General features: G+C 66.8%; 1 protein-coding gene and 1 pseudogene. Both read left to right on the top strand.

Going from position 1 to position 524, the window contains the following annotated elements:
- On the top strand, positions 1 to 185 hold a 185-nt coding region (locus EXE45_RS17635; protein ID WP_137695099.1), incomplete at its 5' end, for a hypothetical protein.
- A 63-nt stretch (positions 186 to 248) separates the two neighbouring features.
- Positions 249 to 524 (top strand): annotated as a pseudogene (locus EXE45_RS17640) (sensor histidine kinase); the annotation flags it as partial.

The following is a 524-nucleotide window of genomic DNA, read 5'->3' on the forward strand; positions in this document are numbered from 1 at the left end:
TCCAGACGGAGGTCGACCGCGTGAACGAGGAGTTCGAGTCCTACGAGAAGATCAAGCAGTTCCGGCTCGTCGAAGAGGAGTTCACCGAGGCGAACGACCTGCTCACGCCGACGATGAAGAAGAAGCGGCGGAACATCTTAGACCGGTTCGCCGACGAGGTCGAGATGATCTACGACGACGGCTGATCTCGGCCGTCGCGCCCGCCCCGCTGGGAAACCCATAAGCCTCGTGGCGGAGTACGGGTCCCGATGGCCTCTCTCGTCACCCCCCGAGTCGGGTTCGGCGCGCTCGGCACGCTCTGTGCCGGGCTCGGCGTCGGTCACCTGGCGTTACAGGGGGGAGACGTGGGAGCGCTGCTCGAATCTGCGCTGATCGTCGGGCTCTCCGGGTTCGTCTTCTACACCGTGTACGACCTGCCGGACTGGGGGATATCCCCGCCGGGCCGGTGGCGAGCGGTCCGGATCGCCGCCCTCACCGCCCTCTCGTTCGCCTCGCTCGCGGGCGTCGTCTGGCTCATCTGGCTG

This window comes from Halorubrum sp. SP9, assembly GCF_005435015.1.
GTDB lineage: Archaea > Halobacteriota > Halobacteria > Halobacteriales > Haloferacaceae > Halorubrum > Halorubrum sodomense.